Raw genomic sequence first — 23,498 nt, forward strand, 5'->3', positions numbered from 1 at the left:
CCTCCTATTGGGCAAAATTGACGCGGGCGTCGGTAATGGCGCTGGACTCAAGACCGTACTTGCCGAGCACCTTGAGGTAGGAGTCACTCTTGATGACCTCGGAGAGTGCGGCGGAGACGGATTTCACCAGGCCGGAGTCCTTGGGAATGCCCACACCGACCGGTGTGAAGTCATATTTTGCGGCGATCTCGATCTGGGGATTCTGTGTGGCAGCGAAGTTCAGAATTGGCGAATCCGCCAGCACGGCGTCCAGCCGTCCGCTGGACAGGGCGGAGATGGCCTGCCGTGTGTCCTGGAATTCGCTTCTCTGGATGGTGTCCTTGCCGGCCGCGGTGCAGGCCTTGTCGTACTCGGGGACGTTGACCGTGAGCTGGTAGGACCCGGTCAGGAGCCCGACCTTGCGTCCGCACAGGGCGTGTTGGTCGGTGATCCCCTGCGGGTTCCCCTTTGCCACTGCAATGGAGTTGCCCATCTGCATGTAGTCCACGAAGTCCAGGACCTCCATGCGCTTTTCCGTGGGGGTCATCGAGGACACGGTCATGTCATACCGGCCTGCGGCCATTCCGGGGATGATGGAGTCGAAATTGGCCACCTGGATCTCTACCTTCACACCCAGGGCCTGGCCGAGGAGGCGTGCGATGTCCGGGTTGGTCCCCGTCATTTCCTGGGTCCCTTCGCGGTAGAACTGCGTCGGCGGCTCGTTGGTGGGGATGGCCACGCGCAGGACCTTTGTTGACCTGATCGAGTCCGGGAGCAGTTGCGCGGCGGCGTCGTTGACCGCGAGGGCCGGGACTCCGGTGCCGGTGCCGGCGGAGTCTCCCGACGGCGTCGGCGTCTGTGAGGTGGCGGTGCTGGGGGCGCAGGCGGTGGCCGCCAGCAGGAGTGCCGCCGCAGCCAGGACGGCGGGGACGCCGCGTGGAATGAGCTTCAGGGAAGCCGGTGCTGTGGGGGTTTTCATCAGGGGGTCCTCGTATCGGAGTAGGCCAGCTGGGCCGCGGACGTTGGGTTCGGGGAGATTTCGGCGGGAAGGGCGCGCGTGAAGGCCTCGTTGCGGTGCCGGATCAGGGCACGGCCCTCCTCGCGCAGCTCCTGGATCGTGGATACGCCGAGCAGCATCATGGTGCGCGTCATTTCGGCGGCCATCAGCTTCAGGACGTGGGCAACGCCGGCCTGGCTGGCGGCGGCGAGACCATAGAGGTACGGGCGGCCGATTGCGCAGGCGTCGGCACCGAGCGCGAGGGCCTTGACGACGTCGGAGCCGCGGCGGATGCCGCCGTCGACGATGATTTCTAGCCGGCCGGCCGTCGCCTCGACGATGTCGGGCAGTACGTCCAGGGCCGAGGCCATGTGGTCCAGTTGCCTGCCGCCGTGGTTGCTGACCTGGATGGCGTCGATGCCGATCCCGGCAGCCAGGACGGCGTCCCTGGGGTTGACGACGCCCTTGAGGATGATGGGACCGTTCCACCGCTCCCTGAGGTCACGGATGTCGTCCCAGTCCGTGGGTTCGTAGGATCCCGCCAGCAGCGTCCGCCACATGTCCGGGGTGCTGGAGAGCGGGCCTTCCGGAATTTCGGCGTCCAGGTTCGGGAAGGCAATCGCATCGTTGGCCAGGAATCCCAGGGCCCACCGGGGGTGCAGCGCCCCTTCAATGACGGTCTTGGGCTTGATGGACGGCGGAGCGGTGAATCCGTTGCGGTAGTCGCGTTCCCTGTGCCCAATGGCCCGGCAGTCGACGTTGACCACCAGTGCCTCGTAGCCCGCGTTCGAGACCCGGTCCAGGACAGCCTGCAGGAGGCCCTTGTCCGCCGTGGGCTCAAGGTTGAACCAGCGCCGCAGTCCGGGGGCGGCGGCGCTGACGTGCTCCATGGTGGTGGTGCTCAGGTGTGCCAGCCCGTAGGGAACGCCGGCGTCCAGGGCGGCGCGGGCGACGGCGGTCTCGCCGTCGGGGTGGAACAGCCGGGTTCCGCCGGTTGGGGACAGGGTGAGCGGCATCGCGACCCGGCCGCCCAGGAGGGTTGAGCTGAGGTCCAGGTGCTCCACCGAACCCCACTTCGGGAGGAAGGCCCAGTCGTCAAAGGACGCCTGGTTGCGCCGCAGGGAGACCTCGTCCTCGCCGCCGCCCTCGATGTAGTCGAACACGCTCCCGGGCAGGCGCTTGGCGGCCAGTTTCCGCATGTCCTCAACGCTGTAGCAACGCCGCTGCAGCCGTTCCGCCACTGACCGGGCGGGCCCCTGGACCGCCGCCAGTGACTTGATGTCCTTAATTCTCATTTCGCGTCCTTTATGTCTTGCGTGGATCTCCTGCGTGGAAATCTCGATCAACTTCGTCCCTCAATGGTGACGAAGATCTCACCTCGCCTATATGTAGATTCCTCCAAAAGAATTGATTTTTGCCTGTGATATCTTCCATATATGGACCCGCGAGAACAGCCTGTTGCTGAGCTAGACCAGAACGCAGCGCTGGTCAGGTTGTCGGACTGCATCCAGCTCATGCAGGCCGGCCTGGTGCATGCCAATCCCGCCCCGGACAACCTCGCGCATCCCGTCTCGGACGTGCTGATGTATGACCCCATGGACGAATGGACGAGCATCGAGGACCGGATCATCCTCGCTGTCGGGCTCAGCTGCGGTTCGCCGGATTTTGACCAGCTGCTGCACCGGGCGTCGAACAGCAACGCGGCCGCCGTGATCGTCAAGGCCCACGGGGCGTCCCTGGAGCAGCTGCGTTCCGCCGCGGTCCGCCACAGCCTCGCGGTCCTCGTCGCACCTGACACCGCGGATTGGACGCGGCTCGTGGCACTGGCCAGGGCATCGGTCATGGGGGCCGCCGTGGACTCCGTCTCGGGGGTCCGGCTCGGGGATCTCTACGCGTTCGCCAACGCCGCCGCATCCATCACCAGCGGCGCCGCCAGCATCGTTGACCCGCTGGGACGGGTGCTGGGCTATTCGACCCTGCCGGGCCAGCCCATCGACGAATTGCGCCGCGTCACCACACTCTCCCTGCAGGAAATCAAGCCGCCGGCCTTCGATGCCGATTTCAAGATCGTCTACGCGTCCCCGGGCGCGGTGCTGATCCCGGAGGCAGACGGCGAGATGGCCAGGTTGGCACTTGCCGTGCGGGCCGGTGGTGAACTGCTTGGTTCGATCTGGATCCTCGACCCCGGCGAGAGCAAACGGGCGGCTTCCCTGGAGGCGCTCACCAGGATGGCGCCACTGGCAGGGCTGCACATGCTCCATGCCCGTTCGGCATCCGATTTTGGCGAACGCCGCAATGGGGATCTGATCCGCACGCTTTTGGACGACACCGTCCACGCGTCCTTCGCCGCCGCCCAGCTGGGGCTCGATGCGGGACCGGGACTGGCGGTCGCGGCTTTTTCCATCAACCGCCCCGAATCCGGCGGCCTCGAATCGGTGCGCGAAATTCATCGGCTGCTGCACCTTGTCACGACGGTGTGCAACATCCAGTTCAGCGCGAGCCACAGCGCCCTCATCGGCTCGGTTGTCTATGCCCTCCTGCCCTGCGGGGGAACCAGCCCGAGGATGGCGCACCGGCGCGTGGCCCAGGAGATCGCGGCGTACGCACACACGATCAGCTCCTACCCGATCATCGCCGCAGTGGGAGGCATTGCGCCCAAGCTCGAGGACCTGCCGCGATCCAGGTCTGAAGCACTGCAAACGCAGCAATATCTGGTCCATCGGCATCCTGCAACGCCGGGCGACGGCGGCGCAGGAGCCTCCGCTGCCGGCCTGTTCGAGGACCACCGGATTCCGCTGAGCCTTTTGAAAGTCGGCGCTTTCATCGCCGACAACGGGCTTGCGGACCTCGACGAGATCACGAAAATCCAGGCCCACGACGCCGAGCAGCAAACGGACTATCTGGAGACCCTCCGCGCCTACCTGACCTCGAACGGCAACATCTCCGCCATGGCGGCACGCCTGCACGTGCACAACAACACCGTCCGCTACCGCGTGGGGCGCCTGGCCAAGGACTTTGACCTCGACCTGGACGACCCGCAGCAACGGCTCTGGCTGTGGCTGCGCCTGACAACCATGGATCTGGCTCCTACGGCTGCACCGGCGGCGCCGTAGTTTCCAGGGGTAAGAAATCGCCAGAACCACGAGCAGGCAGGACCCAGCGGGCGCCGGATCCTGCCTGCTTTCGCTCTGGCAGTGATGCTGACTACGAGAAGCGTCCCGGCCGGAAGGTGGCCAGCATCGGGTGCTTGGCGCCGGTCATGATCTCGCCCGCGAGAAGTTCGCCCGCGATGAGGCCCAGCGTGGCTCCCGAGTGGGTGAAGGCCACGAAGCAGCCGCGCACCTGGCCGAGTTCGCCGAGGACCGGCTCGCCGTCGCCCGGGATGGGCTTGTAGCCGATCTTCCAGGAGGCCGGCTTGAGCTCGGGGCATCCGGCGAGGAGCTTGGATGCTTCACCGGCGAGTTCCTGGACCACATCGTCGGGGATGCCGAACGAGCCGTCGGCGTGTTCGGTGATGTGCTCCTCGTACCAGTCGTGGTCCAGGGCGAGCGTGTTCCCGGGGTTGGGCCGGACGGCGGCCCGCGGGGTATTCAGCACGGCCTTCAGCTCGTGTTCCACAGGTTTGGTCAGCACCAGCATGGAGACCGGCGACGCGTTGGGGATCTTGACGCCGAGGGGCGCGACGACGGCGGGCGTTGCGGCGCCGCACGCGACCAGGACCGCGTCCGCGCCATACGTTTCGCCGGTGGCCGTCTCGACGCCGGTAGCCCGGCCGCCGTCGACCGTGACGGACGCCTTGCCGGCGTTGAGCGCCAGTTCGCCACCCAACGCGTGGAATTCCTCCATCAGGAAGTCCACGAGGTCGGGCAGGCTGACCCAGCCCTCGCCGGGGTTGAAGATGGCGTTCTCCGGCACGGCGTCCGGGTCGATGCCGGGAGCGGCTGAGGAAATCTCTTCGGGCGCCAGGAGCTTGGAGTCGTAGCCGATGGATTTCTCGTAGCCGTGGCGGGCTGCAGTGACTTCCCGCCGTCCGGCCGGGTTCCACATGAGGCCGCCGCCGAACTGCAGCCATTCCCGGGCGGGGTCAGCGGCAAAGAGCGTACGGTAGCGGTCCACGCCGGCAACCCGGAGTTGGTGGTAGGGGGTGGAGCGTTCTCCGGCGGAATTCAGCCACGACAGCGAGCGGCCGCTGGCCTCGCTGGCCAGGCCGCGCTCGGTCAGGAGGACCACCGAGGCGCCTGCGCGGAGCAGGTGGACGGCTGTGGAGACTCCGAGGATGCCGCCGCCGATGATGGCGACGCGTTTGGTTGGGGCGGTGGAGGACATGGATCTGCCTAATCTTTCGTGGTGGATGCTTCGGGGCGCGCACCGGGCTGGGCGCCGGGGCGCTGAAGGAGCGCTGTGCGGCTATGCCAGGGCGTGGATTTTTTCGATGACCGTCAGGACTTCAAGTGATTCTGCGGGGTCGACCGGGAGCGGGCCTTGGCCCCGGAGGGCTGCCGCGAGCCGGGTGTAAAACGCGGGATAGGCGCCGGGTTCCGGCGCGATTGGCTGCAGGTCTCCGTCGACACCCAAGGTCCCCCAATGAGTTTGGGGGTCGGTTCCGTAAGCGGGGTCCGACGGCGTCATGCCGGCGGCGAGGGCCGGCTCCTGGCTGTCCAGGCCCCACTTCGTGTAGCCGGCTGCGGAGCCCAGGACGTGGAAACGCGGACCGACCTGGGCCGCCATGCCGTTCATCCACAGCCGGGACCGGACCCCGGATTCATGGCGCAGTGACACGAAGGCCTCGGTGTCGGCTCCGTCCGGGTCCGGACCGTGGTTGGCGGTCTCTCCGTAGCTTGCCGCCACCGGGCCGAAGAGCTGGATGGCCTGGTCGATCAGATGGGCGCCAAGGTCGTTGAGGATTCCGCCGCCCGCGGAGACCGCGGCGGTGTCGCGCCAGTTCCCGAAGCCCTCCGGCCGCCACCACTCAAAGCGGGATTCGAAGGTGCGGACCTCACSCAGCGCCCCGTCCGTGATGAGCTTTTGGAGCGTCAGGAAGTCSGCGTCCCAKCGGCGGTTCTGGAAGACCGTGAGCTGCACGCCGGCGTCGGACGCCCGGGACATGAGCTCTTTGCCGTGGGCCGACGTCGTGACGAACGGTTTATCCACCACCACGTGCAGGCCGTGGGCGATGGCCGTCGCGGCGAGATCGAAGTGCGTAAGCGGGGGCGTGCCGAGGACCACGAGATCCAGCTCTCCGGCCAAGGCGAACATGGCCTCCGGGGTCGGGACGACCCGGGCGTGCGGGTAGCGCCGCACCGCCTCGGCGGAGCGGTCCGGATCTGCAGTGACGATGACGTCCAGCGAGTAGCCGGGCTGCGCCGAGATCAGCGGTGAGTGGAACACCTTGCCCGAAATGCCGAAGCCGACGACTGCGGTGCGGATGGGCGCCGCTGCACTAGCCCCTTTCAGAGTCCCCATCACAGCACTTCCGAGAGGAAGCGCTGGAGGCGTTCGCTTTGGGGGTTGTCGAAGAGGTCGGCCGGCGTGCCAGACTCGACAACCTCGCCTTCGTCCATGAAGACAACCTGATCGGCGACCTTGCGGGCGAAGCCCATCTCGTGCGTGACCACCAGCATGGTCATGCCGCGGCGGCCCAGGCCTGCCATGAGGTTCAGGACGCCCTTGACCAACTCCGGGTCCAGCGCGCTTGTGGCCTCGTCGAAGAGCATGACCTCTGGTTCCATGGCCAGCGCACGGGCAATGGCGACGCGCTGCTGCTGTCCCCCGGAGAGGTCTCGCGGCCGGTGGTCGGCACGCTCGGCGAGGCCAACCTCAGCGAGGCGGCGGCGGGCGCGTTCCCGGGCCTCGGCCTTGGACATCCCCTTGACGCTCCAAAGAGCCAAGGCCACGTTCTCGAGGGCAGTATGGTCCGGAAAGAGGTTGAAGTGCTGGAAGACCATGCCGATGCGGCTGCGCAGGACATCCGGTTTGACCTCCAGGGCACTCTCGCCGGCGAGGAGCACGTCCCCGCTCTTGGGCTCGTGCAGGCGGTTAACCCCACGAAGAAGTGTGGACTTGCCGGAGCCGGAAGGCCCGATAACGCAGGTGGTGGTGCCCGGGGCGACAGTGAGGCTGACGTTGCGGAGCACGTCGATGTCGCCGTAGGCCATGGTCAGGTTTTTCAGTTCCAGGCTGGACCCGTGGAAGGTCTCGATGTCCGGGACTGTGCTTTTAGTGTTGATGCTTGCGAGGTTCACGTGTTGCTCCCGGTGGTCAGCGGCGAGGCCGCGTCGAGTTCTTTGACTTCTTTCAGCCCGCTGCTGGGGGCGGCGGGACGGCGCCGGCCGGTCCGGAAGCGGTTGTCGAAGTAGTTGACCAGGTGGGTCAGGGGAACCGTGATCACCAGGTAGAAGATGCCGGCCATGACCAGGGGCGAGAGGTTGCCGGAGAGTACCGCGGCGTCTTGGCCAACCCGGAAGAGTTCCCGTTCGCTGACCAGCAGGCCCAAGAAGTAGACCAGCGAGGAGTCTTTGACGATCGCGATGAACTGGTTCACCAACGCCGGCAGGACCCGGCGGACGCCTTGCGGGACGACCACCAGGGCCATGGATTTTGCGTAGCTCATGCCCAGCGCGCGGCACGCCTCGCCCTGGCCCTTGTCCACGCTCTGGATGCCTGCGCGGAAGATTTCGCCGATGTAGGCGCTGGCAATCAGGCTCAGCGCAATGATCCCCAACGGGTAGGGCGAGGGGCCGAAGATGGACTGGCTGAAGCGGGCGAATCCCTGACCGATCAGCAGGATGGTCAGGATGGCCGGGAGCCCGCGGAAGAGGTCTGTGTAGATCCGGGCCGGGACCCGGAGCCATCTGGAGGGCGAGATCCCCATGACCGCGACGATCATGCCGAGGACTACGCCGATAATCGTTGCTGCAATGGAAATGATGAGCGTGTTTAGAAGACCGACCCCGAGCAGTTGGGGCAGGACCTCGGCCATTGCGCCGAAGTCGAAGAAGGTGCGGGTGATGGTGCTTAACCAGTCCATGGTTGCTCTCAGACGTAGGTAGCTTGTGGATCCCGGGCGGGCCGCGGAATGCGGCCCGCCCGGTCAGGCGGTGGCCAGGTCAGGTGCCGGGCGTGTGTGCCTTGCGGTGTGTATCGGGCGTTTACTTGTTTGGGCCGTCTATTTGCTGGGCGTAGGCGTTGCCGTCTGCTCGGCCTTCGGCAGGTACTGCTCGGGCATCGGCGAGCCCGGGAACCACTTCTCGTAGAGCTTCTTCCACGTGCCGTCTTCCATGGCTGCTGCCAGACCCTTGTTGAGGGCGTCCTTGAAGGCGGTCTTGCCCTTGGCCACGGCGAAGCCGGCGGGGGCGTCGAAGGACGGGATGTCAGCGGCGCTGACCAGTCCGTACTGTTCCTGGTAGGCCTTGGCGGCCTCGTAGTCCAGGAAGTGGGCGTCAACGGATCCGCTGTTCACCGCGGAGATTGCGGTGTTGTTGTCCGGGAAACGCACCAGGCTCGCGGACGTGAAGTTCTTGACGGCGTATGCCTCCTGCAGCGTTCCCTGCACGACGCCGAGGCGCTTTCCAGCGAGGCCGTCGGCGCCGGTGATGCCTGAAGTCTTCGTGGTGATGACGGTCAGGTAGCCGGCCAGGTAACCATCAGAGAAGTCGACGGTCTGCTTGCGCTTGTCGGTGATGCCGATCGCTGCGACACCGGCGTCGAATTGGCCGTTAGAGACGGCCGCGAGCAGCCCGGAGAAGTCCTGTCCTGTGAAGACAACCTTGTCCACTCCGGCGCGGTGGGCGACGTCTTTGAAGAGTTCGACGTCGAAGCCGGTGAAGTTACCCTGAGCGTCGGCGAAGGTGTAGGGCTTTGAGTCACCCAGGCTGGCTACCCGAATGGTGCCGGCCTCAATCAGGCCGTAGGGGTTGTCCGCCGGGGCGGACTGGGCGGAGGGGGATCCTCCGCAGCCGGACAGTGCCAGGACCGCGGCAACAGCGGCGGCGACGAGCACCCCCGGGCGCAATTTCTTTCCTGTGTTCACAGCTTATTTCCAATCGTGGGAGTGACGGGCGGGCTAGGCGGGTGGTGAGCCCCCGCAGTGCGGGACTGTCGATGCTAGGTCTTGCTGAGTCCGGTCTCAGTCCCTAGGATTGAGACCGGACTCACATCGATTGCTAGAAATGTAATCGAAGCCACATGGGGCGTCAAGGGGTCCACTACGAAAGGCCGTAATGAATAGTGATGCTTCCCGGCGCCGCGATGTTACTGTCGCCGACGTCGCTCGAGCCGCCAAGGTTTCCAAGGCCCAGGCCGCCCGCGCCCTGGGCAACTATGGTGCCGTAAGCGACGACGTGCGTGAGCGCGTGCTGGCCGCCGCCGAAGAGCTGGAATACCGCCCCAACGAGCTCGCCCGCAGCATGAACACGGGAAAGTCGCACACCATCGGGGTGGTGGTCGGGGACATCGAAAACMCACATTTTGGCCTCGCCACGCGGGGCATCACGGACACCGCCAAGCGCAGTGGTTTTCACGTCATCCTGATCAACACAGATGAGGACACCGAGGCGGAAATCGACGCCGTGCGGGTGCTCCTGGACAAGCGCGTGGACGGCCTGATCGTGGCACCGGCGTCATCGGTGGAAACGCAACATTTACGGCGTGTTCACGATTCCGGCCGCCCGCTGGTACTTCTGGACCGCAAGGCCCCCGGGCTCGACGTCGACACCGTGGCCGTCGACATGGAGGACATCTCACACGAATCCACGAGCTACCTGATCGCGTCCGGCCACCGGAGGATCGCCTTCGTCTCCACTCTCAAGACAGCCGGGCCGTACAACGACGGCATGGAGCTGGACTCGTCGCAGATATCGGACCGGCTCGCGGGTATGACGCGAGCGTTCGACGAGGCGGGGCTGGACCTGCCCGTCGACCTGATCCGCCTCAACGCCGGCGACGACGAGTCGATCAAGAAAATCGCTCGCGAGCTGGTGCAGCGTCCGGACCGGGCGACGGCGATCATCGCCTCCGACGGGCTGATCGGACTCAGCGTCGTCGAGGCGATCCACGAGCTCGGCCTGTCGATTCCTGATGATGTTTCTTTCCTCATGTATGACGACTTCCCCTGGACGCGCCTGACCACTCCCCCGCTCACGGTCATCGCCCAGCCCGTGTATGACATGGGCGTGGCGGCTGCGTCGGCCCTGATCCGGCAGATCGAGGGCCGCAAGGCACCTGCGGCCACGCCGACGTTCACGGCCGAACTGATCCGCCGCGGCTCGGTAGCGGTCCCACGGGCGGTCAGGGCCGGCGACTGAGCCGCCCGCGGGTGGCCCTGCGAGCCTCCCCAGCATGCAGGACAGGGCTTAGTTCTCTGGCGCGGAGCCGTGTCGAAGGCTTGAGTGGACCGTAGGTCTAGCGCAAACATGCGGCGGAGGGAGCGTGGTCCCTGTGGGCGGACTGGTCCGGCCGCCGGAATCGGACAACCCTCGTCCGGGTCCGGCTGAAGCGGGCATAGATCCGTCATGGAACTGACCGTCGTCGTCCTTGTCACCGCCGCCCTGTTCGCGTGGGCGCTGGTCTCGGTGCGGCTGCAGCAGGCGGATCTGACCGCACCAATCGTGTTCACCGCCCTCGGCGCCGCCATGGCTTGGTTCGGGCTGATCGACGGGTCCTCGCCCCCGGCGGGTATCACCCCGGTTGTCGAGATCACCCTGGTGTGGGTGCTCTTCTCCGATGCCGCCCGCCTGCCGCTGCAGCAATTGCGCCGCGACGTGGGCCGCTACGTGCGGCTGCTGGGAATCGGCCTGCCCCTGACGATTGTGTTCGGCTGGGCCCTGGCCGCCTGGTTCTTTCCCCACTTCGGGTTCTGGCTGGCCCTCCTGGTCGGCGCCGCCCTGGCCCCAACGGACGCCGCACTCGGAATCCCCGTGGTGACGAATCCGGCGGTGCCGTCGCGGATCCGGCAGCTGATCACGGTCGAGAGCGGCCTCAACGACGGCATCGCCACCCCGGTAGTCATGCTCGCGATCGCCGGCGCGGCTGCCGCGGCGGGCCTGGAGAGCGCCGCCGGCCCCGGCAGTCCGCTCGTCGAACTGCTGCTCGGCGCCGGCGTCGGCGCACTGATCGGCGCCGGGGGCGGGTGGCTGCTGCAACTGGCCCGGAGGCGCGGAACCGGCGCCGAGGACTTCGCCGGCATCGGGGTCCTTGCCCTGAGCCTGCTCGCCTACAGCGCCGCCCTCGCCGCGGGCGGCAACGGATTTGTCGCCGCGTTCTGCGGCGGACTGGCGTTCGGCACGTGCGCCGGCCAACGGGCCCCGGCCGAGCTGGTCTTCGTCGAGCAGATGGGCGGCCTGGTGTCGCTGCTGGTGTGGCTTGCCTTCGGAGCCATCACCATTCCGATCATGGTGGCGCACTCCGTCCCCCTGACCATCGCGTATGCCGTACTCAGCCTCACGGTGGTGCGCATGGCGCCGGTGGCCCTGGCCCTGATTGGCGCCGGCCTCGGCCGGTCCACCGTCCTGTTCGTCGGGTGGTTCGGTCCGCGCGGCCTGGCGTCGCTCGTGTTCGCGCTGCTGGCACTGGAAGCCCTTGGATCCATTGCCGATGAGGCCGTCGCCGTCATTGCGGCCACTGTGCTGCTCAGCGTCCTGGCCCATGGCATCAGCGCCGCGCCGCTGGCCGCACGCTATGGACGGGCCGCCGCCGCGGCCGGACCGGAGCCCGGCGGGCCAGTGCCGGTCGCTCCCGCTCCCGCCCGGGGCCTGAGCCGCAAGCACACACCCACTCCGCCCCAGGGCCTGTGATGAGTCTCACGCACAATTTTCGCCATCTGGCTTGAGCCGCCCGCTCGGCGCTGTGCACTATGGAAAGGCAACGCGGGGAATGTGATTTCCCGCCGACGCAGCCCCGACGTTCCTCCGACGCCCCGCGTCCGCAGTGAACCCGGGGCACCCATCCTGGTGGACGCAATGAGGCCAAACCGGTGAGCTCGCAGAGCTGCCCAAGGTCTCAGGCGTTCCTGGTTTGGCCCCACGGCGGCTCCGCATCGGTGCGGCAGCCGGACATCCGGATTCATGAATGGAAGCACTGAACAATGACGTTTGAAACTGCCACCTCTGTAACCCACAAGCTCTGGGACCGCTCCACCATGCACCACGAGCTCGACGCCCTGGTCCACGAGCTCTCCGAGCGCCACAACACCTCCAAGAACAACATCGCGGTCCACGCCAGCGGACCCGGCACCTTCACTCTGAGCCTGAACCACGGTGCAGCGAACCTCGAGGCAGTTTCCTCCTAGCAACCACACCGACGACGGCGGGAGCCTCCTCCCGCCGTCGTCGGTGCCTCCGGTCCCACTATCAGCCGGCAAAGTTCAACCGGCGGAGATCAGCCGGCAGTTGCGGTGCCGCTCATTTCGGTCTTGACCCGGTACATGTCCAGATCGGCGGCCAAAAGCAGGGCCTTGGCCAGTTCCTTGTGCTCTGCCGGACCGGCGGCCGCCCGGACTGCGGTATCAGCCTGGCCAACGGACATGCCCAGCCGGAGTTCACTCCCCGCGATGGGGACCGCGCCTGCCAGGCAGCCCCGGACACGGCCGGCAACCGCCTGGAGCTCTCCGGGGTGGTCCAGCCGAGGGATCAGGACAACGAACTCGTCTCCGCTGTAGCGCGTGACGGTGTCTGCCCCGCGCACGGCCCCGGAAAGCATACGGGCCACGTGTTCCAGGACCTGGTCTCCGGCCGCGTGGCCCAGGGTATCGTTCACCTGCTTGAACTTGTTGACATCGCAAAACAGCACACCGACGCGGTGCCGTTCTTCGCCGGCGCGGGCCAGCGCCCTGAGCAGGTCTTCCTCCAAGTGCCGCCGGTTCGGCATCCCTGTCAGCGGGTCATGGAGCGCCCGATGGCGAGCCTCCTGCAAGAGCTTTGCGCGGTTCGCCTCGGCGTCCTGAAGTTTCCGGTGCGCGCTGGCCAGCTCGCGCTCGTATCGCCGCCGCTCGGGGGCAGCGAAAAAGACCATCAGGTCTTTCGGTTCTGTCCCGTCCACAGTCCGGGTGATCGACAGCAGGACCGGCCGGCGCTCCCCGTCCGGTCCTAACAGCTCGATCGACAGTTCGCCGAGATGGCCGTCGCGTTCCAGCTTCGGCCCGGCATGCGTCCGGTACATCAGCCTGTCCCCGGCCGGCATCAGGTCCAGCAGCCGGGTTCCGTCCAGACCGCCCGCAGGGACCCCGGCCCACGCGCACATGGTCGCGTTCGCGGCCAGGATGGTGCCGTCGGCGCCGGACACGATGTAGCCGGCAGGTGCCTGGTGGAAGAGCTGGCCGTAATCGATAGCCTCGGTGGCCATCTGGGTCATGCCGGCTTCAGGTATTCGAGGATGGCGGCGGACGTTTCCTCCGGTGCGCTACTTTGCGGGAAGTGGCCGGTGGCGGCAAGCCGCACCAGGGTGCTGTTGGCGAGGGCATTGTGCAGGTAGGTGCCGACGTGGTCCGGCGTGACGACGTCGTCCGTGCTTTGCAGGACCAGCACGGGGATGGTGACCTCGCCGAGCAGGTGCCGGACATCGGACAGGAACGCAACGCGGGCAAAGTCGCGGGCCACCCTGGGGCTGATCCGTCCGAAGCTGCCCTGGATTTCGTGGTCCAGTTCAGGCGCGTGCGGAGTATTCATGTATACCGGGGCCATCGACTCGGCCCAGACAACGTAGTTGGCGTCCAGGGATTCGAAGACGTCCTCAATGTCCCGCCGGGTGAACCCTCCCGCGTAGCCGTCCTCGGGGTGGTCGAGATAGCTTGGCGACGCCGTGACCAGGACCAGGCGGGCGAACCGGCGCCCTTCGTCCCGGGCGGCTGCACTGACGGCCATCATGGATCCGACGCTGTGGCCGACGAGGGTCACGTCCTCCAGATCGAGTTCGGCGCAGACCTCCATCAGGTCATCAACGTAGGCGTCAAGGCCTGAATAAGTGGCCGAATCGTAGGCGGACTGGTCGGAGCCGCCGGAGCCGACGTGGTCCAGCAGGACCACCCGGTAGCGATCGGTGAACCAGGGCAGAATCTTGTGCCACATGCTCTGGTCGGTGCCAAAACCGTGGGCGAACAACAGGACCGGGCCTTCTTCCGGCCCGTACATCTGCACGTTGTTTCTCACTGCTGCGCCAGTCATAAACGGGCAACCCGCCTTCCATTCAGACACGTAGGCCCACCGATCGAGACCGACGGTGGAACTACAAATCCGAGCCTCGGGCCCAGGTAAATCCGTCAGGCGCTTCCTGCTGGCGCCGTCCCGCGAAAGGCCCCCCCCTTGCAAGGGAGTGTTTCAACAATTTGCATTCATCCTAGTCCGGGCGACTCACCGGCCGGGATATGCGTCGTCGCAGGTCAGTCGCATTTTCCGACGAGAAGGGCGTCGGTCCTGGTTGGCGGCAGTACTTTCTTGAACGTCAGCAGTTGAGGGTGGCGAACGCCTCGTCCAGCAGGTCCTGGACTGAGGTGGCGGCTTCCCGGCGGGTCCATTCAGCCAGGGCGACGTCCAAGCAGGACAGCGCGGAATGGATCAGTGTCTGGGCGCGGAACCGCCGGGTGTCCTCGGGCCCGGCGAGCCGTTCGAAGATGACGGGTTCCAGCAGGGCGGCCCACGCAATGTGCTTTTCCAGGTTGCGGGCGCGGAGCGAGGCTGTGCTCATCATGACGCGCATGGTTCGCAGGCCCCGGGTGACCTCCTCCGGAGTCGCAATCTCGATGGGGTCGAACGCCCGGCGCAGGACGGTCCAAATCGGCTCGTCTGCCGGCCTTGCCATTGCGGCGTCCCGGACGCGCATGCCGATGGGTGCCGGGTCGCCAATGACCACGTCTTCCTTGGCGGGGAAATAACGGAAAAAGCTTCGGGCGGAAATGCCAAGCGCCCCCGCTATGTCATCAACCGTGGTTGCGTCGAATCCGTTCTCGTCGAACATTTGCAGCGCCTGCTCGGCCACGTGGGCCCGCACTGATGCGCGTGTCAGGTCGCGGAGCCCGGATTTCGCCTCACTCTTCACATTTGTCACCCTTTCACCTTAGTGCAAATCCGACAGCGTCGGAATAACTTGTCAGTTACTGACAGGGAGGGCGTATGCTGACTAAACATCGATGGAAGGAATGCAGACATGCAGAAGCGAACCTTGGGCCAGCAGGGCCTTGAGACGTCGGCGCTCGGTTACGGCGCCATGGGCATCTCCCTCGCCTACGGGCCGGGTGATGAACAGGAGGGGATTGCGGCCATCCAGACGGCGCGCGACCTGGGTGTGACGTTCTTCGACACCGCCGAGCTCTACGGCTGGGGCGAGAACGAGAAGATCGTGGGACGGGCCGTGAAGGGTTTCCGCGATGACATCGTGATCGCCACGAAGTTCGGATTCACCCGGGACTACGGCCTGGACAGCCGTCCCGAACATATCCGCGAGGTTGTCGAGAACAGCCTGCGCTACCTGGGTGTGGACCACATCGACGTGCTCTACCAGCACCGCGTCGACCCGAACGTGCCGATCGAGGACGTCGCCGGCACCGTCAAGGAGTTCATTGACGCCGGCACGGTGAAGTACTTCGGCCTCAGCGAAGCCGGCCCGGACACGATCCGCCGCGCCCATGCCGTCCAGCCGCTTTCGGTACTGCAGACGGAGTACTCGCTGTTCGAACGCGACGTCGAGACGATCTTCCCCACCCTGGCTGAACTGGGCATCGGTTTCGTGCCGTACTCACCACTCGGCCGCGGCTTCCTCACCGGCACAGCCAAGCCCGCCGGCGAGTACGACCAGACCGACATGCGCCGCACGGATCCACGCTGGCAACCGGGCAACTTCGAGAAGAACCTGGAAGCGACACGGCTGCTGCGCGAACTGGCCGAGTCCAAGGGAGGCACCGTCGCCCAACTGGCCCTCGCATGGCTGCTCGCGCAGGGGCAGGACATCGTTCCCATCCCCGGAACCCGGAGCCCGCAGCGAGTCGCGGAGAACATCGGTGCCGCCGACTTTGTCCTGACCGCGGCGGACCTGGCCCGCATTGCCGAGATCCTGCCCACCGGCGGGTTCGGCGCCCGCTATGCCAGAAACACCCCCGCCTGGGAATAGACCCGCGTTCGGCAGGAATGCGACAAGGGAGGGCAGGCCGGGGAGTCACAAAGCGCCCGCTCGCGGGATTTCTGCCCGAAAGAGCGGCCGGGCGGATACCCGTGGGCGCAGGGCAGCCCTCCTTCTTTTGGCACGGAAACCCTTGATTTTGCAGCCTTAGGGCGGGCCGCAGTCGGTAATCCGCTCTTACAATTCCACATTGTGAAATTGCATTTTCCTCTTGTGGAAAAATGTGAGCGGCGTTACTTTGGAAACAGACTCCGATTTCCGGAGCTGTTCCCGATTGATAGGTACAGATCAATGAAGATCCCAGACTCTGCGGCGCTGAAGGCGAGTTCGGCGCCGTCGAAGAAGAAGCCCTTGTATAGGTCGCTCTTCTTCCAAATTCTGATCGCCGTCGTGGCAGGAGTGCTCATTGGCCATTTCTGGCCGGGCCTCGGTTCCCAGCTGAGGCCACTCGGTGACGGATTCATCCAGCTCATCAAAATGATCATCGCGCCGCTGATTTTCCTGGTGATTGTCACCGGAATTTCGGCAGTAGGCGACGTCAAGGCGGTCGGAAGGGTAGGAGTCAAGGCCCTTCTGTACTTCACGGCGGCCACGCTGTTTGCCCTGGTTTTCGGCCTCATCGTGGGCAACATCGTCCAGCCCGGTGCCGGCCTGAACATCGATCCCAGCACGCTGTCCCAGGAAGCCCTCAACGCCAAGACCGGCACCACGCCGCCGAAGGACGCGGCGGCGTTCATCCTGGACATCATTCCCGTCAGTGTCGTCGGAGCCTTCGCGAGCAACAGCCTGCTTCAGGTCCTGTTTTTCTCCGTGTTCTTCGGAGCGGCGATCGTCGTCATTGGCCGCGAACGCTGCATGCCGGTCATCAGCCTCATGGAGACTGTTCTTGAGCTCATTTTCAAGATCATGTCGTGGATCATGAAGGTCGCGCCGATCGGCGCCTTCGGCGCCATGGCGTTCATCATCGGCCAGTACGGGCTCGGAACCCTGGGCACCTACGCCAAACTGATCGCCGCCTGCTACGGCGCCGCCGTCATCTTCATCGGGCTCCTGTTCCTCCTGGCCTGGGGTTTTGCCCGGGTCCCGCTGTGGCACTTCCTGAAATACACCCGCGAAGAATTCCTGCTGGCCCTGGGCACCGCCTCCACCGAGGCCGTGATGCCGCGCATCATGACCAAACTGACCAACGCGGGCTGCTCCCGCGCCACCACCGGGCTGGTGGTCCCCACGGGTTACTCCTTCAACCTCGACGGCGCCGCGATCTACCTTTCGATCTCGCTGCTGTTCCTGGCTCAGGCGTTCGGTCACCACCTCGATCTGGGGCAGCAGCTCGCGGCACTGGGCGTGTTGCTGCTGACCTCCAAGGGCATGGCCGGCGTGCCCGGTTCGTCGTTCCTTGCACTGTCCGCCACGGCAGCGGCCCTGGGCATCTTCCCGGTCGCTGGCGTCGCGCTCCTGCTCGGCGCCGACCGCCTCATGGACTCCATGCGTGTGGTGGTGAACCTGCTGGGCAACTGCGTGGCCACCTTCGTGGTCTCCAAGTGGGAAGGCCAGTTCGACCGCGACGTCATGGTCCGAGCCTTCCGTGGAGAGATCACCAACCACGATTCCGCGATCATGCTCGGCGCGGAGGATGACTTCGAGGACCAGGAACTCGAGCGGATCAGTGAGGGCGGTCAGCCGTCACCGAAGTTCCGCGGCGGCCCTGCGCCCGACGACATCCCTGAGTTCCAGATGAGCAGGCGCTCACCCGGTGCCGGCCAGGCCGGACCGGCGGTGGAGCACAGCCCGGCCAGCATCAACGAATAGCTGCAACCCCACCCAGGTCCCCGTCCCGGTCCCGCCGGGACGGGGACCTGCGCGTGGGGCCCCCGGCACCTGGTGAAGGACACATCTGGTACGTCCCCTCTCTTGCTGGCACACTGAGCCGATGAGCGATCCCCTCTCCCAGCCCCGGCGGCCCGGCATCCGCGCCGCGATGTTCGTGGATTTCGACAACGTCTACACCGGCCTGATGGCCTTGGACCCGGCGGCCGCCAAGAGGTTCGCGGAGGATCCCAAGCATTGGACGGAGGCGTTGGCCGACGGCGGCGCGGGCGAGGAATCCCGGCGTTTTTTGATCCGCAATTGCTACCTGAACCCGGTGATCTACTCCAAGTACCGGCCCTACTGGACGCGTGCGGGCTTCCGCGTGATCGACTGCCCGTCCCTGACGCAGCGGGGTAAGTCCAGCACCGATATCAACCTGGTGCTGGACGCCATGGATGCCCTGTCCGGCGCGGCCCATGTTGAGGAATTCTTCGTCGCGTCGGCGGATGCGGACTTCACCTCGCTGGTCCAGCGGTTCCGGGCGGCAGACCGCATGACCACCGTCATCGCCGCCGGCGCCGTGGCGTTCGCGTACCGGGAAATGGCTGACAGCGTGGTGGAGTCCCACGACTTCGTGGCAATCCTCAACGGGACCTCCGCAGGCATTCCCCGCATGGTGCCGACTGCCGGCCTCGGCCAGCCGCTCCGCACCGCACCGGGCGCTCCCGGCTCCGCGACGACGGCCGCCGACGAGGTCAGGGCCCTGGTACAGGCCGCGCCCGGCCCCGTCACAGGTGCAGTCGCGGCACACCGGGCGCTGACCGCGGACCCGTCGCTGAAGACCGATTGGGGCGGGCACGGGAAGTTCGGGGCCTGGATCGCGCAGATCGGCCAGGGCGTTGAGTACTCGTCCACGCCGTCGCCTGGCTGGGTGTGGGACTCGAAGCGGTTCTCCCCGGAGCTGTCCTCGCTGGCATCCGAGGGCCGGCCTGCCATCGAGGAGCAGGTCACCCGGGTCACTGACGTGCCGGCGCTGTCCGCCGAACAGTTCGGGCAAGTTTTCCTGTCGCTGGAGGCGAAGCTGCGCGAGCACGTGGCCAACCGCGGCGAACTGGCCCGGTCCGTCCGGGACGACTGTGTTGCGGCCGGGCAGCCGGTGTCCCGCTCTGCGGTCAACTTCGTGATCCAGGGCGTGGTGTATGCCGGCGGTTCGCTCTCCGATGAGATGACGGCCAGGGAACTCGCCGCCGCGTGGACCAGAAATGTCGAGGAGCTGTGCCGGCTGGCCCTCATGGAGTTCGACGACGCCGAGAAGCTCGCGCTCAGGCGCTGGGCCGGCGGCGGCCTGCTGGAGACGGGCCCAGGCGACGCCCGGTCCGTGCCTTAGGCGTCGGTTCCCACCGCGGCCGACCGGCCGGCGAGCAGCCCGAGGTGCCGGACGATTCCGTCCACCAGCGCCTCCGGATCGTCGCGGATGTCCGCAACAATGTGGGCTTCATCGGGGCCCAGAGGTTCGAGCGTGGCCAGCTGGGAGGCCAGCACGCTGCTGGGCATGTACTCGTGCGCCCGGCTGGCCAGCCTGCCCGAAATGGTCGCCGCCTCACCGGACAGATGGATAAACACCAGGTCCGGGGCCAAGCTGCGCAGCAGGTCGCGGTACCGGCGCTTGAGCGCCGAGCAGGCGATGATCCGCGAGCCGGTTTCGTCGGCCGGAGTCGCCAGCGCGGCGCCGATTTGGGCGAGCCACGGCGCCCGGTCGTCGTCGTCCAACGGGACGCCGCTGGGCGCCGATGGGGCCGGCCTGACGTTCCGGAACGACATTGTCACCGGCCCAGGCGGACGGCAGATCCTGCTGGAAGATCCGTCCGGCAACGTAATCGAATTGTTCCAACCCGCCGGCCAATAGCAGATGGGCCGTCACCGCCTCCGCTGGGACCAGGGACCGAAACGGCATGACCAGCGGCTGGCGGGGCCAAACGGACGACGGCGGGACCTCCCGCCGTCGTCCGCTGGCGTCTAGTCAGTTTCCAGTCGTCCGCTTGCGTCTAGTCAGTTTCCATAGGACAGTGCCTGCGACAGGATGACTGCCAACAGCGCACCGGCCGTGAGAATGACAGCCCAGGTTTCCCTGCGCAACCGCCGATCAGCGCGCTTCCGGTGCGACGACTCGCGCGCTGGCCTATTTGTTGGTTGCATGGCCTACCGCAAAATGACGGTGCGGTTGCCGAGCAGCAGGATCCGGCCCTCGCAATGCCAGCGCACGGCGTTGCGGAGGGCCGCGCATTCGGCGTCCCGGCCCACGGCCACCAGGTCATCGGCGGTGTACGTGTGGTCCACCTCGATGACTTGCTGGGCAATGATCGGACCCTCGTCGAGTTCGGCGTTGACGTAGTGGGCCGTGGCGCCCACGGTCTTGACGCCGCGATCGTAGGCCTGGTGGTACGGCTTCGCGCCTTTGAAGCTGGGCAGGAACGAGTGGTGGATGTTGATGGCCCGCCCCGCAAGCTGGGCCGAGAGCTCATCGCTCAGGACCTGCATGTAACGGGCCAGGACCACGAGTTCCACGTCGAGGGCGTCCACCAGCTCTAGGAGCCGGGCCTCCGCCTCGCGCTTGGTGTCCTTGGTGACCGGCACGTGGAAGAACGGGATGCTGTGCCACTGGACCAGGCCCTCCTGGTCGCGGTGGTTGGACACCACGGCCACGATCTCCACCGGGATGTCGCCGGTCCGTGCCCGGAAGAGTAGATCGTTGAGGCAGTGGCCCATTTTGGACACCATCACCAGGACACGGCGTTTGCGGCCATGCGGTTCCAGCTGCCAATTCATCTGCCACTTCTCGGCCACAGGCGTGAAGTCGCGGCGCAGGTCCTCGGTACTGAAGGACTCCTGCTCTGGGGAGGAGCCGGGTGATGAGTCGGCGGAGGAACCCGAGGAAAAGTGGACGCGCATGAAGAAGTGCCGTTGCCCCTTGTCCCCGTACTGCTTGATGTCCAGGATGTCGCAGCCGTGGTTGAGCAGGAATCCCGAGACCGAATGGACGATGCCCGGCGACTCCACACAGTCGACGGTCAGGACGTGCTCCACGGTGGCACCGAGTTCCACAGGTGCCAGGCCGGGGGTCTGTGCGGTCATTTCTTCACCTTCTCAAACTCTCGCGCAACAGCTGATGCCTCTTCCTGCGCGAGCTCGGCCTGGAACCGTGCATGGCGGGCCAGGTGCGCGGGGCGCCGGCGCAGCACGAACCACGCGGCGCCGAGCAGGATGAACCAGACCGGCGTGACAAGGAGCGCCAGAAGCGTGTCCGGCTGCGTGGTCAGGGCCCAGAGAACGAAGGCGAAGAACGCGAAGACCACACAGACCATGGGGACGCCGCCCGGCATCCGGTACTTGGACGCATCATGCAGGTGCGGCCGGCGCCTGCGAAAGGCCACGTAGCTGGCCAGGATGATGGACCACACGAACACGAAGCAGACGGCGGACACAGTTGTCACCATGTCGAAGGCCTTGCCGATGTCCTGGCCGGCGTACATCAGCACCACGCCGGAGAGCAGGAGGACGCAGGACAGGAACAGGGCGTTCTGGGGAACCTTGCGGCGTGACAAGGCGCCGAAGGCGGACGGAGCGTCGCCCTCCCGTGCCAGCCCGTACACCATGCGTGATGTGGAGTAGATGCCGGAGTTGGCTGAGGACATGGCCGAGGTGAGCACCACTAGGTTCACGATCGTTGCCGCAGCTCCGAGCCCTGCCAGGGAAAACATGGCGATGAAGGGGCTGTGGCCGGCCTGGAACTGGGTCCAAGGGGTGACGGACATCAGGATGATCAGGGCGCCCACGTAGAAGAGCAGCACGCGGATGGGAATCGAGTTGATGGCCTTGGGCAGGTTCTTCTCCGGGTCCTTGGCCTCCGCGGCGGTGGTGCCCACCAGCTCAATGCCCACAAAGGCGAACACGGCGATCTGGAAGCCGGCCACAAACCCCATGAACTCGTTCGGGAAGAATCCGCCGTGGCTCCACAAATTCGAGAAGGTTGCAGGGCCAGCGTCGGACTGGAAACCGCTGAAGATCATGAACAGGCCCACCACGATCAGCGCCACGATAGCGATGATCTTGATCAGCGCGAACCAGAACTCCGTCTCGCCGAATGCCTTCACCGTGGTGAGGTTCAGGAGCAGGAGGATGGCCACAGTGGCCAGCCCCGGGATCCACAGCGGCAGCCCCGGCCAGAGTTCCTTGGAGTAGCCGGCAATGGCGATGACGTCAGCGATTCCCGTGATCACCCAGCAGAACCAGTACGTCCAACCGGTGAAGAAACCGGCCCAGGGCCCGAGGAGGTCCGCTGCGAAGTCGCTGAAGGATTTGTAGTTCAGGTTGCTCAGCAGGAGCTCGCCCATGGCCCGCATCACGAAGAACAGCATGAAGCCGATGATCATGTAGACGAAGATGACGGAGGGTCCGGCCGCTGAGATAGTTTTGCCCGACCCCATGAAGAGGCCGGTGCCGATGGCGCCGCCAATGGCGATCAGCTGGATGTGCCGGTTGCTGAGCTGCCGCTCAAGATGCGGTTCCTGATGGGAAGTTACGGTTTCAGTTGTCACGTGCTGCTCCTCGAATCAATGCTGTCTGGAGTGCTGCTGAGGTGGACGCCTGACCCGGTCCGCCGGGAACAGAGTCAAGGCTGTTGAAGCTGTAAAGATGGATGCCCGCGAGGTTGCCCGGCTGGCTTTCCAGCCCGGACACCAGGTTTTGTGGTGAGTAGAGGTCACCGCTCAGGAGTTTGCGGGCCAGCGGGCCCTTCCGGCTCAGGAACTTCAGGGAACTTCCGACGCCGATCTGCGTCGCCAGGGAGACCAGTTTGGTCCGGGGCACGGACCCCGCCACCCCTGCCCAGACGGGCAGCTCAACGCCTTCGCGGCGCAGGAGCGCCGCAAAATCAAGGATTTTCTCCGGGGCGAAGCACATCTGGGTCACAACGTGCGAGGCCAAGTGCTGCTTTGCCAGAAGCGCGTCCAGCATGTCCACTGGGCCGGCGGAGGGGTGGCCCTCCGGGTAGCCGGCAATGCCTGCCCGCATCAACCCGCCGGTGTACTGCGAGATGTCCTCCAGCAGCGGAAGGGCGGACTCATACTGGCCGGCCGGCCGCTTCCGGTCCCCGCCGATGACAAACACCTCGCGAATGCCGGCGGCATCGCAGTCGCGGAGGATTCCGGTCAGCTCGGCCCGGTCACGCAGGCTCCGCGCGGCGAGGTGCGGGATGACGGTGTAGCCCAGCACACCAAGCTGCACGGCAGTGCGCATGGTTCGCTCGATGCCGTGATGGGGCAGGCACGTCACTGTGAGCGTGGTGGTCAACGGCACAAGGTCCGTGACCCGCTCAACGATTCCCTCCGAAGGGATAATTTCAATTCTGATGGGGAACATCATTGGTCCTCTCTGAACATCAGGGTTGGTCTGGTCAGGCCGTAGCCGCGAGCAGGGAGCTGGCTTCCTGGCGGGTGCTGCCGGAGCTTTCGATGTGCGCGAGTTCGGCGGGGATTTCCCAGCCCTTCTTGCGCATCGCGGTGGCCCAGAGCCGGCCGGCGCGGTAGGAGGAGCGCACCAGCGGCCCGGACAT

Annotated in this window: 21 protein-coding genes and 1 pseudogene; 7 read left to right on the top strand and 15 right to left on the bottom strand. The window is 66.0% G+C overall.

What is annotated here, in order from left to right; translation table 11 throughout:
* Nucleotides 1–4: 4 nt before the first annotated feature.
* Nucleotides 5–958 carry an ABC transporter substrate-binding protein gene (locus AB4089_RS21165; RefSeq protein ID WP_441411243.1) on the bottom strand — a complete coding sequence of 318 codons (954 nt, stop codon included), beginning with the start codon at nt 956–958 and terminating at the stop codon, nt 5–7.
* Nucleotides 958–2,271, bottom strand: coding sequence for an alpha-hydroxy acid oxidase (locus AB4089_RS21170; RefSeq protein WP_441411244.1), 1,314 nt, complete (start codon nt 2,269–2,271; stop codon nt 958–960). The genes AB4089_RS21165 and AB4089_RS21170 overlap by 1 nt, the downstream gene beginning before the upstream one ends.
* A gap of 141 nt (nt 2,272–2,412) precedes the next feature.
* Between AB4089_RS21170 and AB4089_RS21175 the strand changes: the two genes are divergently transcribed.
* Nucleotides 2,413–4,089: a PucR family transcriptional regulator gene (locus tag AB4089_RS21175; protein WP_441411245.1), complete on the top strand. Its 1,677-nt coding sequence runs from the start codon at nt 2,413–2,415 to the stop codon at nt 4,087–4,089.
* Nucleotides 4,090–4,180: 91 nt separating this feature from the next.
* Here the strand turns inward: AB4089_RS21175 and AB4089_RS21180 are convergent, their stop codons facing one another.
* The 5 genes from AB4089_RS21180 to AB4089_RS21200 form a co-directional block, all read right to left on the bottom strand.
* Complete coding sequence (locus AB4089_RS21180) at nt 4,181–5,302, bottom strand: NAD(P)/FAD-dependent oxidoreductase (protein ID WP_441411246.1); 1,122 nt, start codon at nt 5,300–5,302, stop codon at nt 4,181–4,183.
* An 81-nt stretch (nt 5,303–5,383) separates the two neighbouring features.
* Nucleotides 5,384–6,439, bottom strand: coding sequence for a Gfo/Idh/MocA family protein (locus AB4089_RS21185; protein ID WP_441411247.1), 1,056 nt, complete (start codon nt 6,437–6,439; stop codon nt 5,384–5,386).
* Complete coding sequence (locus AB4089_RS21190; protein ID WP_441411248.1) at nt 6,439–7,218, bottom strand: amino acid ABC transporter ATP-binding protein; 780 nt, start codon at nt 7,216–7,218, stop codon at nt 6,439–6,441. The genes AB4089_RS21185 and AB4089_RS21190 overlap by 1 nt, the downstream gene beginning before the upstream one ends.
* Complete coding sequence (locus AB4089_RS21195; RefSeq protein WP_390203809.1) at nt 7,215–8,003, bottom strand: amino acid ABC transporter permease; 789 nt, start codon at nt 8,001–8,003, stop codon at nt 7,215–7,217. The genes AB4089_RS21190 and AB4089_RS21195 overlap by 4 nt, the downstream gene beginning before the upstream one ends.
* Before the next feature lie 138 nt (nt 8,004–8,141).
* Nucleotides 8,142–9,005: an ABC transporter substrate-binding protein gene (locus tag AB4089_RS21200; RefSeq protein ID WP_441411249.1), complete on the bottom strand. Its 864-nt coding sequence runs from the start codon at nt 9,003–9,005 to the stop codon at nt 8,142–8,144.
* A 190-nt stretch (nt 9,006–9,195) separates the two neighbouring features.
* Here AB4089_RS21200 and AB4089_RS21205 point away from each other — a divergent pair, with 190 nt between their 5' ends.
* From AB4089_RS21205 to AB4089_RS21215, 3 genes are all read left to right on the top strand, one after another.
* Entirely contained in the window at nt 9,196–10,278 is a 1,083-nt protein-coding gene (locus AB4089_RS21205; protein WP_441411250.1) for a LacI family DNA-binding transcriptional regulator, read from the top strand.
* 207 nt (nt 10,279–10,485) lie between these two features.
* Entirely contained in the window at nt 10,486–11,766 is a 1,281-nt protein-coding gene (locus AB4089_RS21210) for a cation:proton antiporter domain-containing protein (RefSeq protein WP_441411251.1), read from the top strand.
* A gap of 290 nt (nt 11,767–12,056) precedes the next feature.
* Entirely contained in the window at nt 12,057–12,260 is a 204-nt protein-coding gene (locus AB4089_RS21215; protein ID WP_390203813.1) for a hypothetical protein, read from the top strand.
* Between the two features lie 89 nt (nt 12,261–12,349).
* On the opposite strand, the gene AB4089_RS21220 is transcribed toward AB4089_RS21215, so the two are convergent.
* The 3 genes from AB4089_RS21220 to AB4089_RS21230 all read right to left on the bottom strand — a co-directional run bounded on the left by AB4089_RS21220 (nt 12,350) and on the right by AB4089_RS21230 (nt 15,010).
* Nucleotides 12,350–13,321, bottom strand: a complete 972-nt coding sequence (locus tag AB4089_RS21220) for a diguanylate cyclase (RefSeq protein ID WP_441411252.1) — start codon at nt 13,319–13,321, stop codon at nt 12,350–12,352.
* Complete coding sequence (locus AB4089_RS21225; RefSeq protein ID WP_441411253.1) at nt 13,318–14,130, bottom strand: alpha/beta fold hydrolase; 813 nt, start codon at nt 14,128–14,130, stop codon at nt 13,318–13,320. Before AB4089_RS21225 ends, AB4089_RS21220 begins: the two co-directional genes overlap by 4 nt.
* 277 nt (nt 14,131–14,407) lie before the next feature.
* Complete coding sequence (locus AB4089_RS21230) at nt 14,408–15,010, bottom strand: TetR family transcriptional regulator (RefSeq protein WP_441411254.1); 603 nt, start codon at nt 15,008–15,010, stop codon at nt 14,408–14,410.
* Nucleotides 15,011–15,109: 99 nt separating this feature from the next.
* Here AB4089_RS21230 and AB4089_RS21235 point away from each other — a divergent pair, with 99 nt between their 5' ends.
* The 3 genes from AB4089_RS21235 (at nt 15,110) to AB4089_RS21245 (ending at nt 19,274) form a co-directional block, all read left to right on the top strand.
* Nucleotides 15,110–16,069 (top strand): aldo/keto reductase, encoded by a 960-nt coding sequence (locus AB4089_RS21235; RefSeq protein ID WP_441411255.1) that lies wholly within the window; start codon nt 15,110–15,112, stop codon nt 16,067–16,069.
* A 300-nt stretch (nt 16,070–16,369) separates the two neighbouring features.
* Nucleotides 16,370–17,887 (top strand): cation:dicarboxylate symporter family transporter, encoded by a 1,518-nt coding sequence (locus AB4089_RS21240; RefSeq protein ID WP_441411256.1) that lies wholly within the window; start codon nt 16,370–16,372, stop codon nt 17,885–17,887.
* Nucleotides 17,888–18,008: 121 nt separating this feature from the next.
* Complete coding sequence (locus AB4089_RS21245; protein WP_441411257.1) at nt 18,009–19,274, top strand: NYN domain-containing protein; 1,266 nt, start codon at nt 18,009–18,011, stop codon at nt 19,272–19,274.
* Here AB4089_RS21245 and AB4089_RS21250 read toward each other — a convergent pair.
* From AB4089_RS21250 to AB4089_RS21270, 5 genes and pseudogenes are all read right to left on the bottom strand, one after another.
* On the bottom strand, nt 19,271–19,708 hold the full coding sequence (locus tag AB4089_RS21250; protein WP_441411261.1) for a gluconokinase: 438 nt from the start codon (nt 19,706–19,708) through the stop codon (nt 19,271–19,273). The two genes, AB4089_RS21245 and AB4089_RS21250, sit on opposite strands and share 4 nt — an antisense overlap.
* A gap of 378 nt (nt 19,709–20,086) precedes the next feature.
* Nucleotides 20,087–21,019 (bottom strand): formyltetrahydrofolate deformylase, encoded by a 933-nt coding sequence (gene purU / locus AB4089_RS21255; RefSeq protein WP_441411258.1) that lies wholly within the window; start codon nt 21,017–21,019, stop codon nt 20,087–20,089.
* The gene (gene cycA, locus AB4089_RS21260) at nt 21,016–22,482 is read right to left on the bottom strand and encodes a D-serine/D-alanine/glycine transporter (protein ID WP_441411259.1); all 1,467 of its coding nucleotides are present in this window, start codon (nt 22,480–22,482) and stop codon (nt 21,016–21,018) included. Before cycA ends, purU begins: the two co-directional genes overlap by 4 nt.
* On the bottom strand, nt 22,472–23,308 hold the full coding sequence (locus tag AB4089_RS21265; protein ID WP_441411260.1) for a methylenetetrahydrofolate reductase: 837 nt from the start codon (nt 23,306–23,308) through the stop codon (nt 22,472–22,474). Before AB4089_RS21265 ends, cycA begins: the two co-directional genes overlap by 11 nt.
* Before the next feature lie 31 nt (nt 23,309–23,339).
* Nucleotides 23,340–23,498 (bottom strand): annotated as a pseudogene (locus AB4089_RS21270) (lipoyl synthase); the annotation flags it as partial.

Origin of the sequence: Arthrobacter sp. 2MCAF15 (genome assembly GCF_052115605.1) — a bacterium.
Classification (GTDB): domain Bacteria; phylum Actinomycetota; class Actinomycetes; order Actinomycetales; family Micrococcaceae; genus Arthrobacter.

Excerpts from the sequence above, each read along its gene's own strand:
- AB4089_RS21165 (WP_441411243.1), bottom strand. The coding sequence starts at position 958 with ATGAAAACCCCCACAGCACCGGCTTCCCTGAAGCTCATTCCACGCGGC.
- AB4089_RS21170 (WP_441411244.1), bottom strand. The coding sequence starts at position 2,271 with ATGAGAATTAAGGACATCAAGTCACTGGCGGCGGTCCAGGGGCCCGCC.
- AB4089_RS21175 (WP_441411245.1), top strand. The coding sequence starts at position 2,413 with ATGGACCCGCGAGAACAGCCTGTTGCTGAGCTAGACCAGAACGCAGCG.
- AB4089_RS21180 (WP_441411246.1), bottom strand. The coding sequence starts at position 5,302 with ATGTCCTCCACCGCCCCAACCAAACGCGTCGCCATCATCGGCGGCGGC.
- AB4089_RS21195 (WP_390203809.1), bottom strand. The coding sequence starts at position 8,003 with ATGGACTGGTTAAGCACCATCACCCGCACCTTCTTCGACTTCGGCGCA.
- AB4089_RS21210 (WP_441411251.1), top strand. The coding sequence starts at position 10,486 with ATGGAACTGACCGTCGTCGTCCTTGTCACCGCCGCCCTGTTCGCGTGG.
- AB4089_RS21215 (WP_390203813.1), top strand. The coding sequence starts at position 12,057 with ATGACGTTTGAAACTGCCACCTCTGTAACCCACAAGCTCTGGGACCGC.
- AB4089_RS21220 (WP_441411252.1), bottom strand. The coding sequence starts at position 13,321 with ATGACCCAGATGGCCACCGAGGCTATCGATTACGGCCAGCTCTTCCAC.
- AB4089_RS21225 (WP_441411253.1), bottom strand. The coding sequence starts at position 14,130 with ATGACTGGCGCAGCAGTGAGAAACAACGTGCAGATGTACGGGCCGGAA.
- AB4089_RS21235 (WP_441411255.1), top strand. The coding sequence starts at position 15,110 with ATGCAGAAGCGAACCTTGGGCCAGCAGGGCCTTGAGACGTCGGCGCTC.
- AB4089_RS21240 (WP_441411256.1), top strand. The coding sequence starts at position 16,370 with ATGAAGATCCCAGACTCTGCGGCGCTGAAGGCGAGTTCGGCGCCGTCG.
- AB4089_RS21245 (WP_441411257.1), top strand. The coding sequence starts at position 18,009 with ATGAGCGATCCCCTCTCCCAGCCCCGGCGGCCCGGCATCCGCGCCGCG.
- AB4089_RS21250 (WP_441411261.1), bottom strand. The coding sequence starts at position 19,708 with ATGTCGTTCCGGAACGTCAGGCCGGCCCCATCGGCGCCCAGCGGCGTC.
- purU (WP_441411258.1), bottom strand. The coding sequence starts at position 21,019 with ATGACCGCACAGACCCCCGGCCTGGCACCTGTGGAACTCGGTGCCACC.
- AB4089_RS21265 (WP_441411260.1), bottom strand. The coding sequence starts at position 23,308 with ATGATGTTCCCCATCAGAATTGAAATTATCCCTTCGGAGGGAATCGTT.